18 protein-coding genes are annotated in these 19891 nt (G+C 34.9%); 8 read left to right on the plus strand and 10 right to left on the minus strand.

Translation table 11 applies throughout. The features are described 5' to 3' along the window. Positions 1–296: 296 nt before the first annotated feature. On the minus strand, positions 297–1019 hold the full coding sequence (locus tag GM921_RS16140; protein ID WP_182923659.1) for a tetratricopeptide repeat protein: 723 nt from the start codon (positions 1017–1019) through the stop codon (positions 297–299). Continuing rightward, positions 1012–1485 carry a 23S rRNA (pseudouridine(1915)-N(3))-methyltransferase RlmH gene (gene rlmH / locus GM921_RS16145; RefSeq protein ID WP_182923660.1) on the minus strand — a complete coding sequence of 158 codons (474 nt, stop codon included), beginning with the start codon at positions 1483–1485 and terminating at the stop codon, positions 1012–1014. Before rlmH ends, GM921_RS16140 begins: the two co-directional genes overlap by 8 nt. Positions 1486–1642: 157 nt before the next feature. On the opposite strand from rlmH, the gene GM921_RS16150 reads away from it, so the two are divergent. The 4 genes from GM921_RS16150 to GM921_RS16165 are packed head-to-tail and all read left to right on the plus strand — an operon-like array spanning position 1643 to position 4109. Then, complete coding sequence (locus GM921_RS16150) at positions 1643–2986, plus strand: GH1 family beta-glucosidase (protein ID WP_317170989.1); 1344 nt, start codon at positions 1643–1645, stop codon at positions 2984–2986. Positions 2987–3041: 55 nt separating this feature from the next. Continuing rightward, complete coding sequence (locus GM921_RS16155; RefSeq protein WP_182923662.1) at positions 3042–3437, plus strand: hypothetical protein; 396 nt, start codon at positions 3042–3044, stop codon at positions 3435–3437. A gap of 9 nt (positions 3438–3446) precedes the next feature. Next, a complete protein-coding gene (locus tag GM921_RS16160) occupies positions 3447–3680 on the plus strand; it encodes a putative signal transducing protein (protein WP_182923663.1) in 234 nt (77 codons plus the stop codon). Positions 3681–3689: 9 nt separating this feature from the next. Next, positions 3690–4109, plus strand: a complete 420-nt coding sequence (locus GM921_RS16165; protein ID WP_182923664.1) for a putative signal transducing protein — start codon at positions 3690–3692, stop codon at positions 4107–4109. Between the two features lie 61 nt (positions 4110–4170). Here the strand turns inward: GM921_RS16165 and GM921_RS16170 are convergent, their stop codons facing one another. The 3 genes from GM921_RS16170 to GM921_RS16180 all read right to left on the minus strand — a co-directional run bounded on the left by GM921_RS16170 (position 4171) and on the right by GM921_RS16180 (position 8622). After that, positions 4171–6444: an aconitate hydratase gene (locus GM921_RS16170; RefSeq protein ID WP_182923665.1), complete on the minus strand. Its 2274-nt coding sequence runs from the start codon at positions 6442–6444 to the stop codon at positions 4171–4173. A 370-nt stretch (positions 6445–6814) separates the two neighbouring features. After that, positions 6815–7741 carry a M23 family metallopeptidase gene (locus GM921_RS16175; protein WP_182923666.1) on the minus strand — a complete coding sequence of 309 codons (927 nt, stop codon included), beginning with the start codon at positions 7739–7741 and terminating at the stop codon, positions 6815–6817. A gap of 215 nt (positions 7742–7956) precedes the next feature. Further along, the gene (locus GM921_RS16180; RefSeq protein ID WP_182923667.1) at positions 7957–8622 is read right to left on the minus strand and encodes a polysaccharide deacetylase family protein; all 666 of its coding nucleotides are present in this window, start codon (positions 8620–8622) and stop codon (positions 7957–7959) included. An 82-nt stretch (positions 8623–8704) separates the two neighbouring features. On the opposite strand from GM921_RS16180, the gene GM921_RS16185 reads away from it, so the two are divergent. From GM921_RS16185 to GM921_RS16195, 3 genes are all read left to right on the plus strand, one after another. After that, the gene (locus GM921_RS16185) at positions 8705–10153 is read left to right on the plus strand and encodes a TolC family protein (protein ID WP_182923668.1); all 1449 of its coding nucleotides are present in this window, start codon (positions 8705–8707) and stop codon (positions 10151–10153) included. Positions 10154–10185: 32 nt separating this feature from the next. Beyond that, the gene (locus GM921_RS16190) at positions 10186–11547 is read left to right on the plus strand and encodes an efflux RND transporter periplasmic adaptor subunit (protein WP_182923669.1); all 1362 of its coding nucleotides are present in this window, start codon (positions 10186–10188) and stop codon (positions 11545–11547) included. Positions 11548–11691: 144 nt separating this feature from the next. Beyond that, a complete protein-coding gene (locus GM921_RS16195) occupies positions 11692–12690 on the plus strand; it encodes an NAD(P)H-dependent glycerol-3-phosphate dehydrogenase (RefSeq protein WP_182923670.1) in 999 nt (332 codons plus the stop codon). Here GM921_RS16195 and GM921_RS16200 read toward each other — a convergent pair. Continuing rightward, positions 12687–14297 (minus strand): GMC family oxidoreductase, encoded by a 1611-nt coding sequence (locus tag GM921_RS16200; RefSeq protein ID WP_182923671.1) that lies wholly within the window; start codon positions 14295–14297, stop codon positions 12687–12689. The two genes, GM921_RS16195 and GM921_RS16200, sit on opposite strands and share 4 nt — an antisense overlap. A 125-nt stretch (positions 14298–14422) precedes the next feature. Here GM921_RS16200 and GM921_RS16205 point away from each other — a divergent pair, with 125 nt between their 5' ends. Then, the gene (locus tag GM921_RS16205; protein WP_182923672.1) at positions 14423–14755 is read left to right on the plus strand and encodes a hypothetical protein; all 333 of its coding nucleotides are present in this window, start codon (positions 14423–14425) and stop codon (positions 14753–14755) included. 143 nt (positions 14756–14898) lie between these two features. Here GM921_RS16205 and GM921_RS16210 read toward each other — a convergent pair whose 3' ends face one another. The 4 genes from GM921_RS16210 to GM921_RS16225 form a co-directional block, all read right to left on the minus strand. Further along, entirely contained in the window at positions 14899–16851 is a 1953-nt protein-coding gene (locus GM921_RS16210; protein ID WP_182923673.1) for a DEAD/DEAH box helicase, read from the minus strand. A 242-nt stretch (positions 16852–17093) separates the two neighbouring features. Beyond that, the gene (locus GM921_RS16215; protein WP_182923674.1) at positions 17094–17549 is read right to left on the minus strand and encodes a hypothetical protein; all 456 of its coding nucleotides are present in this window, start codon (positions 17547–17549) and stop codon (positions 17094–17096) included. 139 nt (positions 17550–17688) lie between these two features. Further along, positions 17689–18462 carry a pseudouridylate synthase gene (locus GM921_RS16220; protein WP_182923676.1) on the minus strand — a complete coding sequence of 258 codons (774 nt, stop codon included), beginning with the start codon at positions 18460–18462 and terminating at the stop codon, positions 17689–17691. Positions 18463–18473: 11 nt separating this feature from the next. Then, positions 18474–19886, minus strand: a complete 1413-nt coding sequence (locus GM921_RS16225; protein ID WP_182923677.1) for a tetratricopeptide repeat protein — start codon at positions 19884–19886, stop codon at positions 18474–18476. Positions 19887–19891: the final 5 nt, after the last annotated feature.

Genomic DNA, 19891 nt, shown 5'->3' on the forward strand with positions numbered 1-19891 from the left:
TTATAGACCATAGTCTTGATACATAAGAAAAAACACCAATCCTTAAAAAGGTTGGTGTTTTTTTATGAGTAAATGGTTAATAATCTTTGACTATCAGCCATCAACAAATACCTTAATTAATCAAATACCACAATACCATTATTATAATCACCGAAACAATAATAGCAATATTCATGTATTTTTTCTCTTTAGAAGTATCAGTTCTAAACCTATATTTCCGTTTATAATCACTTGGTAACATAATAATTTCTCCTTTTTATAATGATGAAAAACGTAGATGTTTTCCATAAATAATATTACCTGCAATAAGTAGCAAGCATCTGTTTAGCATTTTTGTTGCCTAAAGCTACTGCTTTCTTAAAATCTGCACAAGCACTCTCTTTTTGATTAACACTTATCCTTGCCAAACCTCTATTCGCATAAGAGTTTTCATTAGAAGGGTTAATCTCTATCGCCTTAGAGAAATCAGCAATGGCTCCAACAAAATCTTTTTGATAACCACGTAAAATCCCTCGCTGAAAGTAAGGTTCTTCAAAAGTGGGATCTATTTTTATAGCCTTATTATAATCTAAAATAGCCTCTTTAAATTTATTTAAATCTTTATAAGCATTACCCCTAACCAAATAAGCCGAATGATAACTATCTTTTATACGGATAGATTTAGTCATATCTGCAATAGCTCCATTAAAGTCTTTTAAAACATATTTGCTCATCCCTCTAACAAAATAGAGCAGCTCATTTGCCGTATCTATCTTTATTGCAGCAGTAAAATCAGCTATTGCTCCTTTATGGTTGTTTAAATCTTTTTTTGTTAAACCTCTATTAAAATAACTACGCCAATTAGTAGAGTCTATTTCAATAGATTTAGTATAAGCATCTATTGCGCCAGCATAATCTTTTTGTGTGTGCTTGTCAATTCCCAAGTTAAAATAATCAATACTATTAACAGGGTCCAAGTTTTGAGCTTTAACACTAACACAAATAAATAAAGCTACAACTGCAAGTATTAATTTACGCATGATGATAAGGTTCATTCTTTAAAATAGTAAAAGCTCTGTATAACTGTTCTACAAAAAACAACCGCACCATTTGGTGAGAAAACGTCATGTCCGAAAGCGAAACACTACTATTAGCACGTTTATAAATGCTTTCATCAAAACCATAAGGACCGCCAATTATAAAAACTAAGTTTTGTACACTTCCAATCATTTGCTTGTTTAAATAAGTAGCAAAAGAAACCGAGCTGTGTTTTTTGCCTTTTTCATCTAATAATACAACCACATCTGTGGGATTTAGTTGTTTGGAGATAAACTCAGCCTCCTTATTTTTTTGCTGTGCTTCTGTTAAGTTTTTAGTTTTCTTAATATCCGGGATAATTAAAATAGTAAAGTTGATATAATGCTTCAATCTATTTAAATATTTCTCAATCCCCTCAATTAGGTACTTGTCTTCAGTTTTACCAACAGCTATTAATGTTATTTTCAATGGATAATATTTTGTTTAAAGCTACAAAATCAAATTTACCTAATTGTTTTGAAGCAATATATTTATGTTTTTGACTTATTAATAATTTTTGGTTGTTATTCGCAATTGTTAATATTAACTTAACAACAATGTTAGACCTTAGCGAGGTTTTAAGCAAATGAATATGTTAGTAGCTAAAGATTTTGGTGATGATTTTTTATGGGGAGTTGCAACTGCCGCCACTCAAATTGAAGGCGCAGCAAACACTTATGGAAGAGGAGCATCTATTTGGGATACATTTAGCAAACGAAATGGAAAGACTAAAGGCGGTCGTACACCAGAAATAGCCTGCGATTTCTATCATCGCTATGCAGCAGATATTGCATTAGTTAAAACATTAGGTTTTAAAGTTTTCCGCTTCTCTATCTCATGGTCGCGTATTTTACCACTAGGTAAAGGCGTAATTAACCCAGAAGGAATACAATTTTATCACCATGTGATAGACGAATGTTTACGACAAGACATTGTTCCTTACGTTACTTTATACCATTGGGATTTGCCCGAAGCCTTGGCTAAAAATGGTGGCTGGATGGCTTTTAGCATTAATGCCGATTTTAATGCATTTGTATCACTATGTGCTAAAACCTATGGCGATAAGGTTAAAAACTGGATTGTAATTAATGAACCTTTTGGGTTTACATCCTTAGGGTATATGCTAGGCATACATGCCCCCGGCGAAAGTGGTGTAACTAATTTTTTTGCTGCGGCAAAACACACTGCTATTGCGCAAGCGGATGGAGGTAGAATTTTAAGAGCCGAAATACCAAATGCAAGTATTGGCACTACATTTTCTTGCTCAGAGATTATTCCTTACACACAAAGTGCATCAGATTTGTTGGCTTCTAAACGTGTAGATTGTTTAATGAACCGTTTATTTATTGAGCCAACTCTAGGTATGGGCTTTCCGACCGCAGGGTGGGATGTGTTGGAGAAATTTGCTGTTAGTCACTCTTTATGGCGATATACCGAAAGAATGACTTTTGATTTTGACTATATCGGCTTGCAAAACTATTTCCCTTTGGTGATAAAATACAATGCGTTTATACCAGTAATACAGGCTTGGGAAGTAAAGGCGAAAAATCGTAAGAAACCTCATACGTCTATGGGCTGGGAAATTAATGCGGATAGTTTTTATCACATCATTAAACAGTTTGCTGCGTATCCGAAGGTTAAAAACATAATGATTACAGAGAATGGGGCTGCTTTTAAAGATAAATTGGTAGCTGGGCATGTACATGATGAAGAACGAATTGCTTATTTTAAATTGTATTTAGCTGCCGTACTTAAAGCGAAAAATGAAGGGGTAAATATTACAGGTTACATGGCTTGGACATTGATGGATAATTTTGAGTGGGCAGAAGGGTATGACGCTCGTTTTGGTCTAGTATACACTGATTTTAAAACGCAAGAGCGAACTATTAAGGACTCTGGTTTGTGGTGGCAACAGTTTTTAACTAAATAAGTTTAAAATATTCTATTTTTAGTATTATTTAAAGTATCAAGCTAGACTATGTTTTATGGGTAATAATTTACTAAAGATCTTTTTGGTTGTGTATATATTTTTATTGATAAGTGGTTGTGAGGAAAAAGACTTATACAATGCTAGATCTGAAGATGAACAAGAAATGAGAGTTCTAAAAAATGAGATTGATAAAATGTCTAATCAATTGATTTGCGATCAAGCCGTAGATTGGAAATTCGTAGCTATTGGTTCTAAGGCCTGTGGCGGAGCTAGTGGATATGTGGTCTATTCAGTAAAAATTGATGAAAAATCATTCCTAGAAAAAGTTGCATTATATACACAAAAGCAAAAAGCATTTAATGTTAAATGGGGTGTAATATCGGATTGTTCACTAGTTATGCAACCAATAGGAGTAGAATGCATTAATGGTAAACCAAAATTTGTTTACTAGCTTTGTTCCATGGAAGATAAAATTGTAGTGTATAAGACTTTTGAAAACCCAATGGAGGCTAATATTGTGTTAACCCGAATAAAAGATGCTGGGTTTAATTGTTTCCTAACGGGAGAAAATACGGCATTAGTTTATCCTGTTTTTGATATTTCTGTAAGTGGTGTGCAACTACATGTTTTTGAAAATGAAGTAGCAGCTATTGATAAATTATTGGCTGAGGATGCAGCTTTGGATGGATTATAAAACAATAAAATGGAAGACAAAATAATCGTTTATCGTACTTATTATAATCCTATTGAAGCAAATATTGTGAAAGGGAGATTAGAAGATAGTGATATCCCTTGTTTCTTAACGGATGAAAATGTTGCTACTATCCAACCTTTATATAATCAGGCAATTGGCGGTGTAAAGTTGAATGTTTTTGAAAGAGATGTAACTCGTATTAATGAATTACTGGCCGAAGAGGAAAATAATATCGAAGTTGATAATGAAATACCAACCGAAGACAAAGTAATTTGCGATAGTTGTGGCTCTGATAATGTGAGTTATGGTCAAGCCACTAAAAATAGATTTAGTTGGTGGGTTACTATATTGTCTATTATATTATTTGTGTATCCTTTTAAGGCGAATAATTGCTACCACTGCTATAATTGTGGGCATGAGTTTAAATAAAAAATCCCGTTAGGTTTTTACACCAAACGGGACTTTCATTTTATGAATAGCTTATCAACTACTACAATCTAGCAGCAGCTTCTTTTCTGATGATATTTAATGCGCCACCGGCTTTAAACCATTCGATTTGTTGCGCATTGTAACTATGATTAACAATAATTGTTTCGTTAGTTCCATCTGCATGATGTAAAACGATTTGTAAAGGAACATTAGGTGCAAATGTTGTTAAACCAACAATATCTAAGGTATCATCTTCACGAATTTTATCGTAATCATTTTTATCTGCGAAAGTTAAACCTAACATCCCTTGTTTCTTCAAGTTAGTTTCGTGAATACGAGCAAATGATTTTACCAATACAGCACGAACGCCTAAATGACGAGGTTCCATAGCGGCATGCTCACGAGATGAACCTTCGCCATAATTCTCATCACCTACAACCACAGAACCTAAGCCTGCAGCTTTGTAAGCACGTTGAGTTGCTGGTACTGGACCGTATTCGCCAGTTAATTCATTTTTAACGGTATCAGTTTTATCATTAAAGAAGTTAACTGCACCAATTAACATGTTGTTAGAGATATTATCCAAGTGACCACGGAATTTTAACCAAGGCCCAGCCATAGAAATATGATCGGTAGTACATTTCCCTTTAGCTTTAATTAATAATTTTAAGCCTTTAAGGTCAGTGCCTTCCCAAGGTGTAAATGGATCTAATAATTGTAAACGGTGTGAAGTTGGAGAAACCAAAACCTGTACGCCAGTACCATCTGCAGCTGGAGCTTGGAAACCTGCATCTTCAACAGCATATCCATTTACTGGTAATTCATCACCAACTGGTGGATCTAACTTTACTTGCTCACCTTTATCGTTTGTTAAGGTATCCGTTAGCGGATTGAAACCTAAATTACCAGCTATCGCAATAGCAGCAACAATTTCTGGAGAAGTTACGAAAGCATAAGTATTTGGATTACCATCGGCACGTTTCGCAAAGTTTCTGTTAAACGAGTGAACGATTGTATTTTTCTCTGCTTTTTCTGCACCAACCCTATCCCACATTCCAATACACGGACCGCAAGCATTAGTGAAAATTGTAGCATTCAAATCTTCAAAAGTTCCTAATAAACCATCGCGATTTGCAGTATAACGTACTTGCTCAGAACCAGGATTAATACCAAACTCGGCCTTAATACCCAAACCTTTATCAACAGCTTGTTTAGCTATAGATGCAGCACGAGATAAATCTTCGTAACTTGAATTTGTACAAGAACCAATTAAGCCCCATTCAACTTTTAATGGCCAACCGTTTGCTGCGGCTACTTCTTTCATTTGAGAAATAGGTGTAGCCAAATCTGGTGTAAAAGGACCATTGATATATGGTTCTAATTCATCTAAATTAATTTCTATTAATTGATCAAAATATTTTTCAGGTTCTGCATATACTTCAGCATCACCAGTTAAATGTTCAGCAATTTTATTCGCTGCATCAGCAACATCAGCACGGTTGGTAGCACGTAAATAGCGCTCCATGCTCTTATCGTAACCAAAAGTAGACGTAGTAGCGCCAATTTCTGCGCCCATGTTACAAATAGTTCCTTTACCAGTACAGCTTAAGTTTTCAGCGCCATCGCCAAAATATTCTACAATAGCACCAGTGCCACCTTTAACAGTTAAAATACCAGCCACTTTTAAAATTACATCCTTAGCAGAAGTCCAGCCGTTTAACTTACCAGTTAATTTAACACCAATTAACTTAGGGAATTTAAGCTCCCAAGGTAAACCTGCCATTACATCGCACGCATCAGCACCACCAACACCAATAGCAACCATTCCTAAACCACCTGCATTTACAGTATGGCTATCGGTTCCAATCATCATCCCACCTGGGAAAGCATAGTTTTCTAATACCACTTGGTGAATAATACCAGCGCCTGGTTTCCAAAAACCAATACCATATTTGTTAGAAACAGAAGCTAAGAAATCGAAAACCTCTTTACTTTCTGTATTGGCATGAGGTAAATCTATAGCAGCACCATTTTTAGCAGTAATTAAGTGATCGCAATGTACTGTAGAAGGAACAGCAACTTGCGGGCGACCAGCTTGCATAAACTGTAACAACGCCATTTGCGCCGTCGCATCTTGCATAGCAACTCTATCTGGTGCGAAATCTACATAATCGGTGCCACGGGTAAATGCTGTATTTGCATTACCATCCCAAAGGTGTGTGTATAATATTTTTTCTGAAAGCGTTAAAGGTCTACCAACTACTTTGCGAGCCGCATCTACACGACTGCTAAAGTTTGCATACACCTTTTTGATCATTTCTATATCAAAAGCCATTGATAACTTGGTTTAAAGGTAATCTATTCGTATTAATTGGTAGCGAATTTACAAAAAAAATAGGCTTAATGGTATCATCTCTATCTCCTAATATTATTTAGGATTATTCTAAATAATTGAAGTTAAGAATGAATGAGCAAACGCAAAAGAATTGATGTACTTAAACAGGTTTTTGAAAAGCAATTTCAGTACTAAAATTAAGGTTAATCGGGCTTTCTGCTACAATCTTTTTTGTACTTCAACTACGCTCAGTATAACAAAAAAGGATTTCCGCTTCAATCCAGTTTATTGAACAAACGACTGTGCTACTATTGAGAGTTGCAAAGTGTTAAAAACTATGAGATTATATAAATTTTCATACTACAAATCTCTATTTCTTCTCCAAATTCTTAATTTCTCTTTTGGTCATCTCTTTTTGAATAATTTCAGGTGTAACTACAGCAGTATAGTATTGTTGTGTGTTTAAAAGGCCATTTAAATTCTCAACAGTACAAAAATAAGGGGTAATAAAACCGTACAGACTTCTAGCTTCCTTTACATTTTTAGTACTTTCAAAATCGGCAGATTTTAGGTAGGTAAGCATTAAAGAAATGCCATATCTCTCGTTAGTAATACTATTTATGCCCAAAGCTGTACTAGGAAATATAGTTTGTCCTTCTTTCACAAAAATACCTTTTTTAAATCCTCTGTAGGTTGCTAAAGATCCATCCGCGTGTTCTACAATTACAACGTTTACTTTGCTGGTATATTTAACTTCCTTATTGTCTTCATCATATAAATCGGAAACACTAACTACAGTTCCTTTTCTTATGGCTGTAACAGTATCGGCTTTTTCTGTATAAAAACGATATGCTTTCCAGTCTTCGGGAGTTGTAGCGCCAAAGTAAGTGGCATTAACAAAACTAGATTCTGCTACCCTTACTTTTTTACCGTTGGCATAAGGTATGGTGTATAGGAATAACGCATTAAACTTTGGCTTTAGTTCACCTCTTATATAACTGTAGCTGTATGAATAGCCAATACTTTGGTCTTTATTAATAGGGGTTAGCGTTAAGAAATTGTTGTTGGTTTTTATTTTATAAATGGGTTCGCCCATAGTTGTTGCGTTGCTTAAATCTCTGAAATTTAATACCACTGTATAGGTCCCTGGCGAACGTTTTTCAACAGTAAAGTTTACACTTCTGTCAGTATTGATTTTGGTTTTAATCTCTAATTCTTTTTCTTGTGCAATTGCATTGGTACTTAAACAATGGATACCAATAAATAAAGAAGTTAATATGAAAGCTGTTTTAGTCATAAAGTGATTTGGTTTTTATAACTAAGGTATAATAATATTGCTGATTTAAGAATACGAAAAGCTAAACTCTTCAGCTTACAAGAATAATGTTCGCTATTGAACAGTTTTGTGCATTTACGAACAGTAGATTAGTTTGTTATAAAGTTAAACTACTGAAATTGAGGATGATAATAAGTGATTATGCTTTTGGCATAAACTTCGTAGATAGGCATTCGTTAAAGTATGCCAAACTGGTAACCTTTTTCGCTTAAATATTTTAATACTTTTGGAAGGGTATAGTGTAAACGATCGAAGGCTTTTAAACTATCGTGAAAAACGATAATAGAGCCATTTTGAGTATGTTTGATAACGTTCTGGTAACATTTTTCTGGAGAGAGATTGAGGTCAAAATCGCCGCTAAGTACATCCCACATGACGATTTCAAGTCCTGATTCAGTAGTCGCTAGCCTTGAGTCGTGTGCGTTTGACTTTAGACTTTGGACTTTGGACTTTAGACTTTTTATCTGGCTTTTCTTAATTCTTCCGTAAGGTGGACGAAATAAGTTGGTTTGTGTAAGTTGTTGGCATTTTAGAACGTTGTTGATGTAGGTTTCGTCGTCTGTTTTCCATCCTTTTAGGTGATTAAAGGTATGGTTGCCGATAGCATGGCCTTCATTTTTTAATCGCTCAAAAACAGTTGGATGTTTAGTGATATTATCTCCAATACAAAAGAAAGTGGCTTTTATATTAAAGTCTTTTAAAGTATTTAATACAAAGTCTGTAACATTGGGTATGGGTCCATCGTCAAAGGTTAAATAAACAATTTTTTCCGAGCGGGATTTGTTCCATGTTAAAGATGGATAGAACCATTTGAGTAAAAGTGGAGATTTAACTAGGTACATACCCAAAAGTAATATTTAGGTTGCACTTAAGAAATTTAAAAAATCAATTAATTGTTTATTTATTATTGTGAAACTAATTTTTATGAAACAAGTTGCCAATTTTAGCTTTTTAACCAAGCTTACATTTATTTTATCTTTAGTTATAACTGGATTTAGCCAGAAAAGCTTTGCGCAAGAAGTAATTACTATACAACAGGCGGTGGAAAATACGCTAAAAAATAATTTACAAGTTAAGCAAGCGGAATTTAGCACAGCTTTAAGTGATGAAAACTTGCGCCAATCTAAAAATGCATTATATCCAACGTTAAATGGAAGTGCAAACTATAATAAAAACTTTGGTCGAAGTATAGATCCATCAACAAATCAATATATCAGTCAACAGTTTTCTTCTGCAAGTGGTAGTCTTTCTGCTGGTGCTGATTTATTTCAAGGTTTTGCAAAGCTTAATCAAATAAGACAAAATAAGATCCTACTTGATGCAGATAAAACTAACGTTGATAAAATTAAAAACGATCTAATTTTATCGGTTGTTACCTCTTATATGCAAATTCTGTATAATAAAGATTTATTAGCAGCATCTGATCAGCAATTAACAGTTGCTAAACAAACATTAAATAGAGAACAAGCATTGCTTGATGCTGGAAATAAAACTTTAGCAGATGTTTCTCAAGCCAAATCTCAGGTAGCTACGGCCGAATTAAATGTAACTAATGCACAAAATAATTTGTCAATATCTTACTTAAACTTAAATCAACTAATGGAAATGCCTTCGAATTCTAAATTTGAAGTTCAGGCTCCTTTGGTTAACGATAATGTTGCGGCAAAGAACAATTATGATATCAATGAAATTTATAGTAGTGCAGTGAATACGTTTCCAGATATTAAATTGGCAGCTTTAAGAACTGCAGCCGCTGCAAAAGGAATTGATCTAGCAAAAGCAAATTACTCACCAAGATTGTCTTTGGGTGCAGGACTTGGCTCAAACTATTCGAGTGGTAGACAAGAGTTAATTTCATCTACGCCAAACGGAACAAGAGAAATTGGAAGAACGGCTATAACTAACGAAGCTGTAGTTATACCAAATTTTACCACCCTTTATGCTAATCAAAAATTTAAAAGTCAAATTCAAGATAACTTTAATCAATCTATTGGTTTAAGTTTGCAAATTCCAATTTTCAATGGTTTTTCTGCTCGTTCGGCTGTTAGAAAAGCAAAAATTAACTATCAAAATACGCAAGTTCAAGAGCAGTTAACTAAAAACAATTTAAGTAAAGTTATTTCTCAAGCAGTTGCCGATTTAAAAGCAGCAGAAGGCCGTTATTCTTCTACAACAAATGCATTTACAGCGCAAAAAGATGCTTATTATGTAATTGAACAACGTTATAACGTGGGTTTAGTAAATTCGTTAGATTATAGCACTGCTTTAACGAACAAAAACAAGGCAGAAATAGATATGATACAAGCTAAATATGATTTAATATTTAGAGCTAAAGTGATTGACTACTATTTGGGTAAACAAATTGTATTTTAATAAAGAATAATAAATAATACTTATACATAATTATGAAACTTAAACACATTTTAATTGGCGTTGGTGTACTACTGGTACTGTTATTAGTTGCAAAATTTACTGGCCTTATTGGTGGCGAACAAATTGAAAAGGTAACTGTAGAAAAAGCAGGCGAGAAAAAAGTAGTAGAAACAGTAACCGCTAGTGGAAAAATACAACCAGAAACAGAAGTTAAATTAAGTTCTGAAGTTTCTGGAGAGGTTACCGAACTTTTGGTTAAAGAAGGTGATGTAGTTAAGAAAGGTCAATTACTTTGTAAAGTTAGACCAGACGTTTTACAATCTGGTTATGAAAGAGCGGTTGCTTCTTATAATTCTCAAAAAGCAAGCGTGGCATCTTCTCAACAACAGTTAATACAAACACAAGCAAATTTTGTAAATGCAGAAGCTACTTACAAACGTAATGTAGAGTTGTACAATAAAAAAGTAATTTCAGTTTCAGAATTTGATGCAGCAAAAGCAGCTTATTTAACTGCAAAAGCAAATTTAGCTAGCGCAAAAGAAAATGTTACTGGTGCAAAATTCGGATTAGAGCAAAATGGTGCAAATGTGAAAGAAGCAGGTGCAAACTTAGCTAAAACAACTATTTATGCCCCAGTTGATGGTGTGGTTTCTAAATTGTCTATCGAATTAGGAGATCGTATTTTAGGAACTTCGCAAATGGCAGGTACCGAAATTATGCGTATTTCTAATTTAACAACCATGGAAGTAAACGTGGATGTAAATGAGAATGATATTAACCGTGTAAATGTAGGCGATAGTGCTTCAGTTGAAATTGATGCCTTTGCAGATAAGAAATTTAAAGGTATTGTTACCGAAATTGCAAGTTCATCAACAAGCGTGGGTACGGCTACAAGTTCAGTAGATCAAGTAACTAACTTCTCTGTAAAAGTTCGTTTAATTGCAGATTCATATAGCACAGTTAAAGGTGGCGCAAAAGATTTGCCATCTCCATTTAGACCAGGTTTATCGGCAACGGTTGATATTGAAAGCGAATCGGTAACAGCATTAGCGGTTCCAATTCAGTCTGTATTTACTAGTGATAAAGATAAATCAACTGATCCAATGGCAAATGCTGGAAACGATCAAAATCAGGATAAACAAAAAACTAAATTGACTGATAAAAAAGTAAAACAGTTTGTGTATTTATTTGATAGCAAAACTTCAACAGTTAAACAAGCGGAAGTAACAACCGGTATTCAGAATGATCAATTTATAATTGTTAAAACAGGACTAAAAGATGGTCAAGAAATTATTTCTGGTCCATACTCTGCTATTCAAAACAAGTTAAAAGACGGCATGAAAGTAGAGAAAACAACTAAGGATAAGCTGTTTAGTACTGAGAAGAAAAAGTAATATCCAAAATCATATTAATTAAGTATTTTTGACGCTTAGGTAAGGTTTAAAATAAATGCTCAGATGGCGTTTATTTTAAACCTTTTGCCTTTGCAGCTAGTTTTGAGCATAAGTATTTACCCTTATTCTTAACCTTAATAAATTATGATACCTAAAATTGCAATGATTGGTGGCGGAAGTTGGGCTACCGCGATTATTAAAATGTTGTCGGATAATTTAACTGAGAAAGAGATTTTTTGGTGGATGCGTAATGAAGAAGCAATAGCGCATATTAAGGCGTTTAAACACAACCCTAATTATTTAAGCTCCGTAGAAATTAAAGTGCCCGAAGGAAATATTTCGGCAGATATTCGTTCTATTATTGCAGCTGCAGATTACCTAATTCTAAATGTTCCAGCAGCTTTTTTAAAGGAAACCCTGAAAGATGTAAGCCCTGCAGATTTAAAAGGGAAGAAGATTATTTCAGCAATTAAAGGTATCGTGCCTGATGAAAATCAAATCATTGGAGAGTTTATCAATCAAAAATACAATGTTCCCCTAACAGATATTTTGGTAATTAGCGGCCCATGCCATGCCGAAGAAGTTGCGTTAGAGAAATTATCTTATTTAACCATTGCAAGTGTAGATGTGGATTTGGCAGATCGCTTTGCCAAGCTTTTAAATACTAGATATATCAAAACCAATGTATCTGATGATATTTTTGGAACAGAATACGCTGCGGTGCTTAAAAATATTTATGCGGTAGCAAGTGGTATTTGTCATGGGTTGGGATATGGCGATAATTTTCAAGCCGTATTAATTTCTAACGCGATAAAAGAAATAAAAGATTTTGTAGATGCTGTGCATCCAATAGATAGAGATATTAAAGAGTCTGCTTATTTGGGCGATTTACTCGTAACTGCCTATTCACAATTTAGCCGCAATCGTACTTTTGGTAATATGATAGGGAAGGGGTACACGGTTAAATCTGCTCAATTAGAAATGAATATGGTTGCTGAAGGTTATTATGCAGCAAATTGCATGCACTATATCAATCAAAAATACAAAGTACATATGCCAATCAGTCGTGCTGTATATGCGATTTTATACGAAAAACATTCTCCACATATTGAAATGGTATTGCTGACTGAGCAATTGAGTTAGGTTGTTAATATCATATCCGCAGCTTTTTCTGCAATCATATATACAGGTGCATTAGTATTACCCGATACAATAGTTGGCATTATTGAAGCATCAACCACGCGTAAATTTGAAATACCTTTAACGCGTAACTGCTCATCTACAACTGCCATTTCATCATTTCCCATTTTGCAGGTGCCCACAGGGTGATAAACGGTTTCCATAATTTTTTGAATGTGCAGTAAAATAGCTTCGTCACTACTAAAATCTGGCGGACAAATGATCTGCTTTCGATATGGAGAAAATGCTTGTGCTTGCAAAACTTCTATCGCTTTTTTAGCAGCTTCTACCATTACTTTTTTATCGTGTTCATCACTTAAAAAATTAGGCTGTATAACTGGAAAATCAAGTGGGTTATTACTTCGTAAAGTTAAATAACCTCTGCTTTTTGGTCGTAATAAAGTAGGTAAAATAGTGAAACCATCTTCATTTACGGGAAATGATTTTAAATTATATACATCAGTCAAATATTCACCGCCAACATGAGCTGCTGTAAACTGAAATTGATAATCTACTCGATCTGGATTTATCGAAGTGCTGCCAAAAGCTACTGCTTCTAACGGTCCGATAGTTAATGCGCCTTTTTTAAAAAGTAGGTAATTTGCAATATCTAGTACTTGATTTAAAGGTTTAATGTGATGATTTTGCCCTTCTTTAACCGTTGCTAAAGCACTTACTGCGAAAAACAAATGATCTTGTAAATTCTTACCAACACCAGGTAAATGCTGCATGCATTCTATTCCGAAACGGTTCAATTCTTCTTTATCGCCAATGCCCGAAAGCATTAATAATTGTGGAGATGCGAATGCACCAGCAGAAAGGATAACCTCTTTATTGGCAAAGATTTCTTGTGTAGCATTTTTGCCAGTTAGTATTTCAATGCCTATCGCTTTACCATTTTTTACAATTACTTTTTTAGTATGTGTATGGGTAAGCACCGTTAAATTACTTCGGCTAAGGGCAGGTTTTAAAAAAACTACAGCTGCACTATTTCTCTTTCCATTTTTTATATTAAATTGAAAAAAGCCAGCACCTTCTATATTTTCGCCATTATAATCATCGTTTTTAGCAAAACCAACTTCCTGACAAGCATTTACAAAAGCAGTAGCAAATGGTGTTTTAAATTGCTTTGCAAAACTTACATTTAACTCACCATTTTGACCGTGGTAGGTGTTATGAATATCTTCGTTATGCTCCGATTTCTTGAAATAAGGCAAAACCTCATCGTAACTCCAACCTTTATTACCTAGCGCAGCCCAATCATTATAATCGTGTTTATCGCCACGCACATAAGCCATTGCATTGGTAGAACTGCATCCACCTAATACTTTCCCTCTGGGTAAATAAATTTTTCTACCTAAAGCATGTTCTTGTGGTTCTGTCCAATAACCTCCCCAATCTACATTGCTTTTATGTAATTTAGAGTAACCTCCCGGGATATGGATTTCCAGTTTTTTATCCTTTCCTCCAGCTTCAATTAACAATACTTTATTTGATGAATTGGCAGAAAGACGATTGGCTAATACGCAGCCAGCACTACCAGCGCCAATAATAATGTAATCGTAAGTCATAATATGAGATAAATCAAATTAAATATACAATGAAAACCCGATTTTTATAGCTGTTGTATTTGTTTTTCAAAGAGATTTTGAAACAATATGTTATCCACTCTGTTATACATGAAAAATGAAATATCATGAAAACGAAAAAATATTTAATAGGCAGTTTAGCTGCCATGGCAATGATAGCTTCGGTAACCTTTACGGCTAGTGCACAAGAGAAAAAAACCGAAGCAGGAAAAGTTTTACAAAAAACAGGCAAGGTTGCTAAAAGTGTAGGAAATAAAACTGCCGAAGTTGCTGTAAAAGGCACTGCGAAAGTTGTTGATGCAAAATTTAAAGGTAAAATGGCACCAGATGGTTCTGATGTTTACATTGATGGTAAAAGCAATAAGTATTACATTAATAGCAAAGGAGCGAAGATTTATTTAAAAGCTAGTCAGATTAGAAATAGGCCAGCTGGGAAGTAATTTGCTCTTCGTCATGCTGAATTTATTTCAGCATCTGATTTGCTAGAGAGACCCTGAAACAAGTTCAGGGTGACGAATGTGTGTAAACAAGAAAAGCCTCGACAATTTGTCGAGGCTTTTCTGTTATATAAGGTCTGTGGGTATTAAGATCTACGTCTTCTTTCACCACCACCGCCTTCGCGTCTTCCGCTACCGCCAGTGTTTCCACCTTTATCGTCACGGCTACGACCAGAGAAATCTCTGAAACCGCCACCAGTACTTCCGCCACCACTGTTACCACCTTCACGTCTTCCGCTTCCGCCGCTGCTTCTTCTATCTCCACCACCACTTCTTCTCTCGCCACCGCCGAAACCACCGCCTCCGCTTCTTCTTTCGCCACCGCCAAAGCCACCTCTTCTCTCACCGCCACCACTTCTTCTCTCGCCACCTTCGCCTCTGCCACCAACTGGAGCATCGCCGCTTTTTTCAATTCTTACTTCACGGTTGTTAAATTTAACATCCTTAAAGTTGGTGAACAAAGCATCAACTGTATCGTTTTCTACTTCAATGAAAGAATAAACACCTTTCAAATCTATTTTACCAACTGCTTTACCAGAAATTTTGCCGTTGTTACACACAAAACCTAATAAATCACCTCTAGTAAATTCATCTACAGAACCAACATTGATAAATAAACGAGTATAATTGCTGTTGTCGAAATTTCTAGAACCGCGTTCACCACGTTCTCCTCTTTCGCCACGCTCACCTCTATCACCACGATCGTCTGCAGAAGAGTTTAAATCTGGTGCGTTAGCATAGTAATCTAAGAAACGATTAAACTCTAATGAAGCAAATTTCTTAATGATATCTTCTTTGCTTAACTCAGCAAATTCATCCATAATTCTTGGAATATACTGATCAATTTGCTCAGAATTTACTTCCACATTGTGAACTTTGTGAATTAATGAGAACAATTGTTTTTCGCAAACATCAAAACCTGTTGGTAATTCTGCTTTTGTAAATTGTTTACCAATAATTCGTTCAATCTGGCGAATTTTACCAATTTCTTTTGAGTTAACGATACAGATTGAGATACCAGTTTTACCAGCACGACCAGTACGGCCAGAACGGTGAGTATAACTTTCTATTTCATCAGGTAAAGAATAGTTAACTACGTGAGTTACATTGTTTACATCGATACCACGAGCGGCAACATCTGTAGCAATTAATAATTGCATGTTACGATCGCGGAAACGTTGCATTACTTTATCACGTTGTTGTTGCGATAAATCGCCGTGTAAAGCATCAGCATTGTAGCCATCTTTAATTAAGTGCTCAGCAACATCCTGTGTATCCAACTTGGTTTTACAGAATACTACGGCAAAAATTTCAGGGTTAAAATCTACAATCCGTTTTAAAGCAGCGTATTTATCTCTAGCACGAACAATATAATATTCGTGTTCGATGTTTACATTACCTGCATTTTTAGTACCCATGGTTAATTCTACAGGATTTTCCATGTAGTTTTTAGCTATGCGACGTACCTCTGGAGGCATAGTTGCAGAGAATAACCATGTTTTTTTATCGTCTGGTGTAGTTGATAAAATGTCGTTTATGTCTTCCTGGAAGCCCATATTTAACATTTCATCTGCCTCATCCAATACTACATATTTAACGTTAGTAAAATCAATGGCTTTACGGCCAATAATATCTAACATACGGCCGGGCGTGGCCACTACTATTTGTACGCCATTGCGTATTTCACGTAGTTGTTGCATAATGTTTGCACCACCGTAAACGGCAACTACATGGGCATTAGGCGTGTTTTTAGAGAAATTCTTGATGTCGTTCGTAATCTGTAGACAAAGTTCACGCGTAGGGCACAAAATTAGTGCTTGCGGCTTATTTACTTTAAAGTCTATTAATTCTAACAGCGGCAAACCAAATGCGGCTGTTTTTCCTGTTCCTGTTTGGGCCAAACCAACAAAATCGTTATTGCCTTCTAACAGTACAGGAATAGATTGCTCCTGAATAGGCGTAGGGTTTTCAAAACCTAGCTCTTTTACGGCATTAACAACGTCATCACTTATCCCCAATTTACTAAATGGGTTTATCATTATAACATTTTTTAATTAAGCCGCAAAGGTACGGTTAATAATCGGTATTTTACTGAGTGTTAAGTAAATAGTTTTTGGAAGGAATTTATTGATAAAGAGAGAGTTGGACTTTTGGGCATAATTCTGTTTTGCAGTCATTCCCGTGAAAACGGGAATCGTAAAGCATTAAGCTATCTAATTTGCATTTTTATAGCATTAAGATACCCAATCGAGTTGGGTATGACGGGTAGATAATGGAATGATTATTTGCTTGACCAAATTTTACCTTTCCAACCAGTAGTGATGGATTTTGCTTCAGTAAAAAAAGAGTTTTTGAATTTAGCACTTGAAATAAATTTGTTTAATTGGTCGGTTAAATGTTCAAATACCTGCTCTTTTGTCAATCCTTTATGTTCACTTTTAGGTAAATTAAAATACATCTGATTGGGAGTGTATTCAATCTTAATTCGCTGATATGTATTTGAAATTTCGTAGGTATTTGTTCCGGTTAATGCAAGTGTATAATCGTCCTCACCTTCAAAGACATTTATATCATAGTTCATAATTGTTTTTTTTGGTTTTTCATTATCAGCTATAAAAGAAAGCCATTCATTTACTGTCTTAAAACGAGAAATAAATTCTGGTGGAGGCGGTTCAAAATCATCCTCTTCTACTGTAAATGATCCATGTATTACTTCAATAGGTTCTTCATCTTTCATAATTTTTTTATTATTACAAGCCGTAAAAAACTGTATTATGAATAGAATTAAAATGAAATGTAAAACTTTCATAATGTGGCTTAGACTCTTAAATATACGAATTACAATGGTAATACCTGTTCTGGTAAGAGAGTTCTAACTATATTCCTTTAAGCATATGCGCCAATATCGGCCCACATTTTTCTTTACAACATGGATAAAATTCTTTGTGTTTCCATGTAGCAGATTTAGGTGATAATCCCCACCAAAATTCTGTTAATGCTAATGGTTTCAAATGATGTTGAAAGGCGTATTGTAATAATTTTGGTCCAGCACATTCACCAGCACCTGCCGGAGGGTTTTTATATCCAGCCGTTGCGAAAATATCAATTAAACTTTTTTCTTCTCCAGCTTCATTTAAAAAGTGATATTGATTAAATATTTCCTTTTGTAAGGCGATGGAATGTTGTTTGCGTTTGGCTTTAAGTTTGTTGATTTCTTCTTTATTCTCTTCAAAATCCAACTCTTTTAACGCCTTTATTTCTATATTGATAGCTGTCAATTCTTCCATTCCTTTATTCAAGAAACCGTTTTCAGTCAATAAATCAAATACGGGCGGAACAAATTTTGAATGACTATTTGAGCCTGCTAATTTGCCCGAAAATGCGGCTAAGTAACCAATCTCTTTTGCTGTGTTTTGAACAACCAAAACCCCAAACATTTTACCAATTACAGTTCCTTGCCCACTTTCATCTAAACCAAAATTATGCTGCCATTCCGTTTGGTTTTCTAGGTAATCTTGTAACTCTTTAGCTGCTAACGCACAAAGTGGATGAGGAGCTTCATTATTCTGTATTAAAGTTAGTTGTGTAGGAAGAACAGTATCTCCAATAGGTTTTATAAATCGTGTAAAAAAGAGGGGTTTCGCTATCAACTGTAATTATATTACTTGTCTTCCTGTTGTTCAATAATTTTCTTTGCAGCTGCTAACCTCACTTGTTTGTTTTTTTCCATCAGTTGGTGAACTACCTTATGTTCTATTTTGTGATGCAAGGGAACGAGTATGGCCGCAATACAAACCATTGTAATCAGCATAAGTATTGGAGAATGATGTGTTAGGTCGCCTAAGTATGGATGAAGCAATAGGTTTAGAAATTCGAAGATAATAAGCAAAGCGAGAGTGCCTAAAAAACTAATAAGTTTTTGGTTGACGATTACTGTCCGGCTAAGCAATAAAAACAAAATAACAAAGCAAATCAATCCCAAGGCAATGGCCGAATATTGGAGGTTTCTTTTATTTCTTTCCTGTTCCTGTTCTCTTTTTTCAGTGAGTTCTTTTTGTCGTTCTTTTTCTTGGACAAGTAAACTTTCCAGCTTTTTTGTTTTGGAAATGCTGTTTAAGCTATCTTTGGCTATCGTGAAAATTTCATGGTATTTTAACGCATTGCCTGTATCTCCTCTTTCTTTATATATTTCGTACAGCATTTGTGAGGCTGTTGCTTTCTTAATATATGAGGGGTTGTTTTGTGTTAAGTTGTAAAATTTGGAAGCATAATAGAAAGCAGAGTCTACATTTTTGGTTTCTTTAAAATAGCTGGCTAAGCTCTCGTAAACCATTGTAAACTCTCGGTTTGTATTTACTTTGCAAACCGCCTGTAATCCAAGTCGGAAATAAGCTATTGCTAAAGTAGGGTTATTCAGCTTTTGATAGGTAGATCCGAGACTCGTTAGGATATCAACATCTAGGTCAAAGCTCTGCTTTCCCATTTTATTTAACTGGAAGTTCATTTCATAAGCCCGTTGATAATGCTGTAAAGCCAGATCGTATTGCTTTAATTTGAAGAAGTAAATGTCTCCTATTCCCAATGTAATCAATGTTTGCCAATTGATTTCTTTAGTTTGTTTGGCAATCATAAGGGCTTTTTGGAAATATTTTAATCTGTTTGGCTCATCATGAACGCCCATAAGATGATACAAACGAAGCATAACCCTTGGACTATTTCGTTGTTCACCCAACTGCATTGCTTTTAGGAATTGTTCTAAAGCTAGAGGTTGATTTTCAGTAGTATAAAAATAATAACCCAAATTAGCCAGTCCAAGGGCCTCAACATCAGTGTTTTTCTGTTTTTGACCTATCGCTATAATTTGTCTTGGATAAAAAGGGGAGTCGTATAGCCCATTATTTTCAAGGTTCACCCAAGCAAGTACAATATTTGTTTGTAGGCTATCTATCTTTTGTTGTTTTAACTCGTTAATAAATTTATCGGCGAGCTTATTTTGTGCAACAGCAGAAAGTGTTGTAAATAGGAAGAATAGGATAATTAAAGAGGGCTTAATTCTAGCTATATTTTGAGGCATAATTT

This window comes from Pedobacter planticolens, from assembly GCF_014172375.1.
GTDB lineage: Bacteria > Bacteroidota > Bacteroidia > Sphingobacteriales > Sphingobacteriaceae > Pedobacter > Pedobacter planticolens.

Bases quoted from the DNA above. Each gene is read 5' to 3' on its own strand.
- GM921_RS16205 (WP_182923672.1), top strand. From the start codon at position 14,423: ATGAAAACGAAAAAATATTTAATAGGCAGTTTAGCTGCCATGGCAATG.
- GM921_RS16215 (WP_182923674.1), bottom strand. From the start codon at position 17,549: ATGAAAGATGAAGAACCTATTGAAGTAATACATGGATCATTTACAGTA.
- GM921_RS16195 (WP_182923670.1), top strand. From the start codon at position 11,692: ATGATACCTAAAATTGCAATGATTGGTGGCGGAAGTTGGGCTACCGCG.
- GM921_RS16165 (WP_182923664.1), top strand. From the start codon at position 3,690: ATGGAAGACAAAATAATCGTTTATCGTACTTATTATAATCCTATTGAA.
- GM921_RS16170 (WP_182923665.1), bottom strand. From the start codon at position 6,444: ATGGCTTTTGATATAGAAATGATCAAAAAGGTGTATGCAAACTTTAGC.
- GM921_RS16190 (WP_182923669.1), top strand. From the start codon at position 10,186: ATGAAACTTAAACACATTTTAATTGGCGTTGGTGTACTACTGGTACTG.
- GM921_RS16160 (WP_182923663.1), top strand. From the start codon at position 3,447: ATGGAAGATAAAATTGTAGTGTATAAGACTTTTGAAAACCCAATGGAG.
- GM921_RS16180 (WP_182923667.1), bottom strand. From the start codon at position 8,622: ATGTACCTAGTTAAATCTCCACTTTTACTCAAATGGTTCTATCCATCT.
- GM921_RS16155 (WP_182923662.1), top strand. From the start codon at position 3,042: ATGGGTAATAATTTACTAAAGATCTTTTTGGTTGTGTATATATTTTTA.
- GM921_RS16150 (WP_317170989.1), top strand. From the start codon at position 1,643: ATGAATATGTTAGTAGCTAAAGATTTTGGTGATGATTTTTTATGGGGA.
- GM921_RS16200 (WP_182923671.1), bottom strand. From the start codon at position 14,297: ATGACTTACGATTACATTATTATTGGCGCTGGTAGTGCTGGCTGCGTA.
- GM921_RS16185 (WP_182923668.1), top strand. From the start codon at position 8,705: ATGAAACAAGTTGCCAATTTTAGCTTTTTAACCAAGCTTACATTTATT.
- GM921_RS16175 (WP_182923666.1), bottom strand. From the start codon at position 7,741: ATGACTAAAACAGCTTTCATATTAACTTCTTTATTTATTGGTATCCAT.
- GM921_RS16225 (WP_182923677.1), bottom strand. From the start codon at position 19,886: ATGCCTCAAAATATAGCTAGAATTAAGCCCTCTTTAATTATCCTATTC.
- GM921_RS16140 (WP_182923659.1), bottom strand. From the start codon at position 1,019: ATGCGTAAATTAATACTTGCAGTTGTAGCTTTATTTATTTGTGTTAGT.
- GM921_RS16210 (WP_182923673.1), bottom strand. From the start codon at position 16,851: ATGATAAACCCATTTAGTAAATTGGGGATAAGTGATGACGTTGTTAAT.